This is a genomic window from Rhizobacter sp. (genome assembly GCF_031412075.1).
Taxonomy (GTDB): domain Bacteria; phylum Pseudomonadota; class Gammaproteobacteria; order Burkholderiales; family Burkholderiaceae_C; genus Rhizobacter.
Genome location: NZ_JANOCG010000185.1, coordinates 1 through 8229 on the forward strand (window position 1 = coordinate 1; position 8229 = coordinate 8229).

The 8229-nt window shown below is 66.8% G+C and carries 7 protein-coding genes; 3 read left to right on the forward strand and 4 right to left on the reverse strand.

Annotated elements, in window-relative coordinates:
• On the forward strand, positions 1 to 2413 hold a 2413-nt coding region (locus tag RMO40_RS06495; RefSeq protein WP_309717960.1), incomplete at its 5' end, for a DUF4118 domain-containing protein.
• Entirely contained in the window at positions 2410 to 3102 is a 693-nt protein-coding gene (gene kdpE / locus RMO40_RS06500) for a two-component system response regulator KdpE (protein ID WP_309717962.1), read from the forward strand. The genes RMO40_RS06495 and kdpE, both read left to right, overlap by 4 nt.
• Positions 3103 to 3126: 24 nt before the next feature.
• Here the strand turns inward: kdpE and RMO40_RS06505 are convergent, their stop codons facing one another.
• From RMO40_RS06505 to RMO40_RS06520, 4 genes are read right to left on the reverse strand one after another with little or no spacing between them, the layout of a single operon-like run.
• The gene (locus RMO40_RS06505; RefSeq protein ID WP_309717964.1) at positions 3127 to 4149 is read right to left on the reverse strand and encodes a S49 family peptidase; all 1023 of its coding nucleotides are present in this window, start codon (positions 4147 to 4149) and stop codon (positions 3127 to 3129) included.
• Positions 4146 to 4535, reverse strand: a complete 390-nt coding sequence (locus RMO40_RS06510; protein ID WP_309717965.1) for a Rieske 2Fe-2S domain-containing protein — start codon at positions 4533 to 4535, stop codon at positions 4146 to 4148. The genes RMO40_RS06505 and RMO40_RS06510 overlap by 4 nt, the downstream gene beginning before the upstream one ends.
• Positions 4528 to 5190, reverse strand: coding sequence for an HAD-IA family hydrolase (locus RMO40_RS06515; protein WP_309717967.1), 663 nt, complete (start codon positions 5188 to 5190; stop codon positions 4528 to 4530). The genes RMO40_RS06510 and RMO40_RS06515 overlap by 8 nt, the downstream gene beginning before the upstream one ends.
• On the reverse strand, positions 5187 to 6137 hold the full coding sequence (locus tag RMO40_RS06520) for an RluA family pseudouridine synthase (RefSeq protein WP_309717970.1): 951 nt from the start codon (positions 6135 to 6137) through the stop codon (positions 5187 to 5189). Before RMO40_RS06520 ends, RMO40_RS06515 begins: the two co-directional genes overlap by 4 nt.
• Before the next feature lie 679 nt (positions 6138 to 6816).
• Between RMO40_RS06520 and RMO40_RS06525 the strand changes: the two genes are divergently transcribed.
• Positions 6817 to 8229 (forward strand): Rne/Rng family ribonuclease (locus RMO40_RS06525; protein WP_309717972.1); only part of this gene is annotated, 1413 nt, incomplete at its 3' end.

Sequence of the window (8229 nt, forward strand, 5' to 3'; positions counted from 1 at the left end):
GGCACGCAAGCCGCAGCTCATCCTGGTCGACGAGCTGGCGCACTCCAACGTGCCCGGCTCGCGCCACCCCAAGCGCTGGCAAGACGTCGAAGAGCTGCTCGGCGCCGGCATCGACGTCTGGTCGACGATGAACGTGCAGCACCTGGAGAGCCTGAACGACGTGGTGAGCGGCATCACCGGCATCCGCATCCACGAGACCGTGCCCGACCGGGTATTCGACGAAACCGACGAGGTGGTGATCGTCGACCTGCCGCCCGACGAGCTGCTGCAGCGCCTGAAAGAGGGCAAGGTCTACCTGCCGCAGCAGGCCGCCGCGGCGGTGCGCAACTTTTTCCGCAAGGGCAACCTGATCGCCTTGCGCGAGCTGGCGCTGCGCCGCACCGCCGACCGGGTCGACGACGAGATGCTGCAGTACCGCAGCAGCATGGCCGCGCCGCCCGTGTGGCAGACACGTGAGGCGCTGTTGCTGTGCATCGGCCCCGACGAGCGCTCTGAAAAACTGGTGCGCGCCACCGCGCGCATGGCCGCCCAGCTCGACGTGCCCTGGCACTGCGTGCACGTCGAGACACCGCAGCTGCAGCGCCTGCCCGAGGCAGCGCGGCAGCGCTTGATGCGCGTGCTGAAACTTGCGCAAGACGCCGGTGCGACCACCGCCACGCTCAGCGGGCATGCCCTGGCCAGCACGCTGGTGAAGTACGCGCACGAGCACAACCTGTCGCGGGTGGTGCTGGGTCGCGACACCGGCCGGCGCACGCCCTGGTGGCGCGACACGCTGGCCGAAGCGGTGGGCGGGCAGGGCAACGACCTTGACGTGATCCAGATCGCGCTGCCCGCGCGCGAGCGCGGCACCCGCTGGCCGGCCCCGGCGTCGGCCGGGCCTGATACCGACAGCGCGCCGGGCCCCGCATGGCGGCCCTATGCCTGGACTGCGGCCCTGTGCGCCGGGGTCACCGTGTTGACCGCCCCGCTGCATTCGGTGCTCGATCTGGCCAACATCGTGATGGTGTTCCTGCTCGCCGTGGTGGGGGTCGCGGTGCGCTTCGGCCGGGGGCCGGCGGTGATGGCGGCTTTCATGAGCGTGGGGGCATTCGACTTCTTCTACGTGCCGCCGCGCTTCACCTTCAGTGTGAGCGACGCGCAGTACCTGCTGACCTTCGTGGTGATGCTGGTGGTGGCCCTGGTGATCGGCCAGCTGACCGCCGGGCTCAAGTTCCAGGCCCGCGTGGCCACCAAACGCGAGGAGCGCGTGAGCGCGCTCTACGCCATGTCGCGTGACCTGTCGGGCGCCTTGATGCCCGAGCAGGTGGCCGAGATCGCGGCGCGTTTCCTGCGCTCCGAGTTCGACGCCCGCTCGGCCTTGCTGGTGGCCAACCTCGAAGACCAGATCACACCCCCTTTGCCCGCGCCCGACCCGGCCACCGGCGTCGACCTCGGCGTGGCGCAGTGGGCCCACAGCCATGCCCAGGCCGCCGGCCACGGCACCGACACCCTGCCCGGCTCGGCCGCGCTCTACCTGCCGCTGAAGGCGCCGATGCGCATGCGCGGCGTGCTGGCCATCGAGCCCAAAAATCCGGCGCGCCTGTTCGGCCCCGAACAGCGCCGCCTGCTCGACACCTGCGCCTCGTTGCTCGCCATCTCGCTGGAACGCATTCACTACGTCGACGTGGCTCAGAGCACCACGCTGCAGATGGAATCGGAGCGCCTGCGCAATTCGCTGCTGGCCGCCATCTCGCACGACCTGCGCACGCCGCTGGCCGCGCTGGTCGGCATGGCCGATTCGCTGGCGCTGGTGCAGCCGGCCCCCACCGGGGCCCAGGGCGAGATCATTGTCGGCATGCGTGAGGCCGCGCTGCGCATGAATTCATTGGTCAACAACCTGCTCGACATGGCCCGCCTGCAGGCCGGCCCGGTGCAGCTCAACCTCCACTGGCAGCCGCTCGACGAAGTGGTGGGCAGCGCGATCAAGGCCATGGGCGGCACGCTCGATGCGGCGCGCCTGCGCGTCTCGTTGCCACCCGACCTGCCGCTGCTGGACTTCGACGCCGTGCTGCTGGAGCGTGTGCTGTGCAACCTGCTGGAAAACGCGGCCAAGTACACGCCCGCCAGCAGCCTCATCGAGATCAGTGCGGTGGCCTCGAGCGCACAGGTGACCGTGCGTGTCGACGACCACGGCCCCGGCCTGCCCAAGGGGCGCGAGGAAGCGCTGTTCCAGATGTTCGAGCGCGGCCGCAAGGAAAGCGCGTCCCCCGGTGTGGGCTTGGGCCTGGCCATCTGCCGCGCCATTGTGCAGGCCCATGGCGGCAGCATCCGCGGCGAAACTCGCCCCGACGGTGGTGCACGCTTCAGCTTCGAGCTGCCTCGCGGCACGCCCCCCACGCTCGATGCCATCGAGGCCGACAATGGCAGCCCATGAGTGATGCGGCGATCAAGGTGCTGGTGGTTGAAGACGAAGCGGAGATTCGCCGCTTCGTGCGCCTGTCGCTCACGCATGAAGGCTTCGAGGTGCACGAGGCCGAAGGCGTGCAGCGCGGCCTGATCGAAGCCGGCACACGCCACCCCGACATCGTGATCCTCGACCTCGGGCTGCCCGACGGTGACGGCATCGACCTGATCCGCGACCTGCGCACCTGGTCCGACGTGCCGGTGCTCGTGCTGTCAGCGCGCACCACCGAGGCCGACAAGATCGCGGCCCTCGACGCAGGCGCCGACGACTACCTCATCAAACCCTTCGGTGCAGGTGAGTTGCTGGCCCGCGTGCGCGCGCATTTGCGCCGCCGCGCGGCAGGCGCCGCGCCCGGCAGCACGGTTGTCAGCTTCGGCGACGTGAAAGTCGATCTGGCGCGCCGGATGGTGGAGCGCAAGGGCGAGCCGCTTCACCTGACACCGATCGAATACCGCTTGCTGACCCACCTCGCGGCCCGGCCCGACTGCGTGCTGACGCATCGACAGGTGCTGAACGCCGTGTGGGGCGCCAACCACCTCGAAGACACGCACTACCTGCGCGTCTACATGGGCCACCTGCGCCGCAAGATCGAGATCGATCCCTCACAGCCGCGCCACCTCGTCACCGAGACGGGCATCGGCTACCGCTTCGTGCCTTAGCGCACGCTCTTTGGCGCACTCTCTTCAGCGAAAAGAACCCGCGCTGCGCATCGCCTTCACCGCGCCCGCGCCCACCGAAGCGCCAAAACGTTTGGCCAGCCGCTCGGCCACGTTTTCCTTCGGCGTGTAGTCGATGATGTCTTCGGCCTTCACCACCTCGCGCGCCACGTAGTCGAGGTTGCCCAGGTGGTCGGCCAGGCCGAGCCTGACCGCTTCTTCGCCGTTCCAGAAGAGGCCCGAGAAGGTGTCGGGCGAGACCTTGAGCCGCTTGCCACGGCCTTCTTTCACCACCTGGATGAACTGCAGATGGATCTGGTCGATCATGGCTTGTGTGAAAGCGCGGTGCTTTTCAGACATCGGCGTGAACGGGTCGCCGATGCCTTTGTTGTCACCCGCAGTGATGAGGCGGCGCTCGACGCCGAGCTTTTCCATCGTGCCGGTGAAACCGAAGCCGTCCATCAGCACACCGACCGAGCCGACGATGCTGGCCTTGTCGGTGTAGATCTCGTCGGCGGCCACGGCGATGTAGTACGCCCCCGACGCGCAAGCCTCTTCGATCACGGCGTAGACCTTTTTCTTGTGCAAGGCCTTCAGGCGGCGGATCTCGTCGTTGACGATGCCGGCCTGCACCGGGCTGCCGCCGGGTGAGTTGAAGCGGATCACCACCGCTTGCGCGCCACTGTCTTCGAACGCCGACTTGAGCGCAGCCACCAGCACCTCGGCGCTCGCCTCGGTGTCTTCGGCGATCTCGCCACGCACTTCCACCAGCGCGGTGTGCGGGCCGCTCGGCGTGGCCGAGTGGTCGCGCGCCGTGAGCAAGAGCCAGAACGCAAAGGCAAACAGCGTCAACCACATCAGGCGGAAGGACACACGCCAGCGCCGCTCGGCGCGGCGGTCGGCCAGGTAGTCGCGCGCAAACAGCGCGAGGGTCTGGTCCCACGCCGCCGGGGCAGGGGCAGTTGCAGCCACTGGTGGCGCAGCAGGCGCCCTGGGTGCAGCTTCCACAGCCGGCGGGGCTGCGGGCGGAATCTCGTCTTGGGGGTTCATGCGGGGAAGGCGGGTTGGGTGTCGCGGGAAGAATACCAATACACCTGCCCATCGCGCTCGACCACCTGCAGCGCGGTCAGCTTGCCGCGGCCACAGGGCCCGCCGACACAGCGCCCCTCGCGCGGTTCGTAGGCCGCGCCGTGGATGGAGCAGATGATGAACTCGCGGTCGCCGTCGAGAAACTCGCCGTGCTGCCAGTCCATTTCAGTGGGCACGTGCAGGCAGCGGTTGAGGTAAGCCACCACCTGGCCGTCGAAACGCAGCACGAATGCACGGGCGGGCTGACGGTAGTGCAGCACATCGAACACGAAGGCCGTGCCGCGCTCGGCAAGCTGCTCGCCCGCACACAGGAGCTGCGGCGGCGTGGCGACCGGCGCCTCAAGCATGGCGCGCCAGCCAGTCGTTGAGGTCGTGCACCGAGTGCGCAATGTGCAGCGGCTTGAATTCGGCAAAACTCGCCGGCTCGTGCGCACCGTAGCTCACACCCACGCTCGCCGCGCCGGCATTGGCCGCGAGCTGCAAGTCATGCGTGGTGTCACCGATCATCAGCGTGCGCTCGGGCTCGACGCCGAACTCGCGCATCAGCTCCAGCAGCATCAGCGGGTTGGGTTTCGAGGCGGTCTCATCCGCCGTGCGGGTGGCATCGAACATGCCGCGCAACTCGACGCTGGTGAGCGCTTCGTCCAGGCCCTTGCGCGATTTGCCGGTGGCCACCGTCAGCCAGAGGTTGCGCTCCTTGAGCGCTTTCAGCATGGCCAGGGTGCCGTCGAACAGCACGATCTCGTGCTGCTTGGCGAAATAGTGGTGGCGGTAGCGGTTGCCGAGCTCAGGGTAACGCTCGCGCGGCAGGCCGGGAGCGGCGTGTTGCAAGGCCTCGACCAGGCCCAAGCCGATCACGTAGCTCGCGTCTTTGTCACTGGGCACGGGCACGCCCAGGTCGGCACAGGCCGCCTGGATGCAACGCGCGATCAAGGCGGTGGAGTCGAACAGGGTGCCATCCCAGTCGAAGGCGATCAGGTCGAATTGGCGGGGTCGGGTCATGGGAGTGAGATCAAAGAAAGCGCGTGGACAAACGCTTCACATTCTGCGGGCAAGGGTGCTTCCAGCTCGATGACCTCGCCCGTGGCGGGGTGCTCGAAGCGCAGCCGGCGGGCGTGCAAAAACATGCGGTCGAAGCGGTGGCCGCGCACCGCTTCGCCCTTGGCGAGGGCCTTGTTGACCGCGAAGTCACCGTATTTTTCATCGCCCGCAATCGGGTGGCCTTCGTTCGCCAGGTGCACGCGAATCTGGTGGGTGCGGCCGGTCTTGATGGTCACGTCGAGCAAAGTGAAGTCGGCAAACATCTTGGCCACCTTCACCAGGGTGATGGAGCGTCGGCCATCTTCATGGTCTTCATCGACCGCGCGCACCCGGCGCTCGCCCTCGGCCGTCAAAAACTTGTGCAGCGACACATCGATCACCTTGCGGCTGGCCGGCCAGGCGCCGATCACGAGCGCGGCGTAGGTCTTGCCCGTCTCGCGGCTGCGGAACTGCTCTTGCAGCGCGACCAGGGCCGCGCGTTTCTTGGCGATCAGCAGCAGGCCCGAGGTCTCCTTGTCGAGCCGGTGCACCAGCTCCAAAAACTTGGCCGTGGGCCGCGCCTGTCGCAGCTGCTCGATCACGCCCGAGCTCACGCCGCTGCCGCCGTGCACCGCCACGCCGGCGGGTTTGTTGACGGCCAGCAGGTGCTCGTCCTCGTAAACGATGGGGAATTCGCGGGCCGGCGCGGCAGGCGCGTCCGACTTTTCAGCCACCCGCACCGGCGGGATGCGCACCAGGTCACCCAGCTCCAGGCGGGTGTCGGCCGACGCCCTGCCCTTGTTGACCCGAACTTCGCCCGAGCGAATGACGCGGTAGACATGGGTCTTGGGCACGCCCTTGAGCAGCTTGACCAGGAAGTTGTCGAGCCGCTGGCCCTGCGAGCCTTCATCGATCTGCACGGTGTGCACGGCGGGCTTGGGTGCTGGAGGGCGGGGACTTGCCGCCGGCTCCGTTTTGGCCCTTATAATGCGATGCACCACGTTTTCGCTGTAAGTGATTGATTCTTCTGAGTTTACGTCGCACCAGCGACCCACCACTCAGACAAACACACGGTAAAACGCGGCGGCCGGCCGAAAGGCGGGCCACTAGGTGATGCAACGCACCCGGCGTACAGCGGGCCTGGCCCCCAAGTGACCAAGCAGCTGGCAGCCCGGTGCGGCAGAGAAACAAGAACGAACCCTGCCAAAAAGGTTTCCAGGCGGGAGACACGCCACCGGGGCCGGCGCCACAAGCGCGACGAACACCGGTAGATGCCTCCCACCCGCGTCCAGCGATCAAATCGGATGTTGTTCCCGACCCCCACCCCCCACTGCCTCTCGCGCACACGCCGCGCCGGCAGCGCCGTGGCCCGGTCTCGAACACGGGCCTCACAGCCCGCCCCTTTGCCCGCTGCCACGCACGCGCCAACGCTGCCAGACGGGCCACCGATCGATTGATCGGCACCCCGTCACCACAGTCCAGGGCGATTCCTTCCGGTTCATTCACGTTTCTCGTGCATCGATGAGCCGCCCCTGATTTTTCAGTGGCGGCGTGTTGGGTGAGCTGCCCCGACCGCAAACACGCGGCGAAGGCAGCCAAGGAGCGCACATGAAACGCATGCTGATCAACGCGACACAGCAAGAAGAACGTCGCCTGGCCATCGTCGATGGCCAGAAGCTGATGGACTTCGAAACCGAAATCGAAGGCCGTGAGCAACGCAAGGGCAACATCTACAAGGCGGTCGTGACCCGCGTCGAGCCATCGCTCGAAGCCTGTTTTGTCGACTACGGCGAAGACCGCCACGGCTTCCTGCCGTTCAAGGAAATCTCGAAGAACTACTTCCGCGACGGCACCGATGTGCGCAACGCACGCATTCAAGACGCCATCAAGGAAGGCGACCAGCTGCTGGTGCAGGTCGAAAAAGAAGAACGTGGCAACAAGGGCGCGGCCCTCACCACCTTCGTCTCGCTCGCCGGCCGCTACCTGGTGCTGATGCCCAACAACCCGCGTGGCGGTGGTGTGTCGCGCCGCATCGAAGGCGAAGACCGCGAAGAGCTGAAAGAAAACCTCGACCAGCTCGAGTACCCGAAAGGCATGAGCCTGATCGCCCGCACCGCCGGCATCGGCCGCAGCGCACCCGAGCTGCAGTGGGACTTGAACTACATGCTCAAGCTGTGGACCGCCATCGACGGCGCTGCACAGGCGACCAAGGGCGCGTTCCTGATTTACCAGGAGTCGTCGCTGGTGATCCGCGCGATCCGCGACTACTTCACCGCCGACGTCGGCGAGATCCTGATCGACACCGACGACATCTACGACCAGGCTCAGCAGTTCATGAGCCACGTGATGCCCGAGGCGGCCGCCAAGGTGAAGCGCTACCGCGATGACGCGCCGCTGTTCAGCCGCTTCCAGATCGAGCACCAGATCGAAACCGCGTTCTCGCGCACGGTCAACCTGCCTTCGGGCGGCGCCATCGTGATCGACCACACCGAAGCGCTCGTGTCGGTCGACGTGAACTCCGCGCGTTCGACCCGTGGCTCCGACATCGAAGAAACCGCCACCCGCACCAACCTCGAAGCCGCCGACGAAATCGCGCGCCAGATGCGCCTGCGCGACCTGGGCGGCTTGATCGTGGTCGACTTCATCGACATGGAAGAGTCGAAGAACCGCCGCGACGTGGAAAACCGCCTGCGCGACGCGCTGCGCCAAGACCGCGCCCGTGTGCAGTTCAGCTCGATCAGCAAGTTCGGCCTGCTCGAACTCAGCCGCCAGCGCCTGCGCCCGGCCCTGAGCGAAGGCAGCCACATCACCTGCCCGCGCTGCAACGGCACCGGCCACATCCGCGACACCGAGTCTTCGGCTTTGCGGATCCTGCGCATGGTGCAAGAAGAGTCGATGAAGGAAAACACGGCTGCCGTGCATGTGCAGGTGCCGGTGGAAGTGACCTCGTTCCTCTTGAACGAGAAGCGCACCGAGATCACCAAGATCGAGCTGAAGCAGCGGGTGACCGTGCTGCTGGTG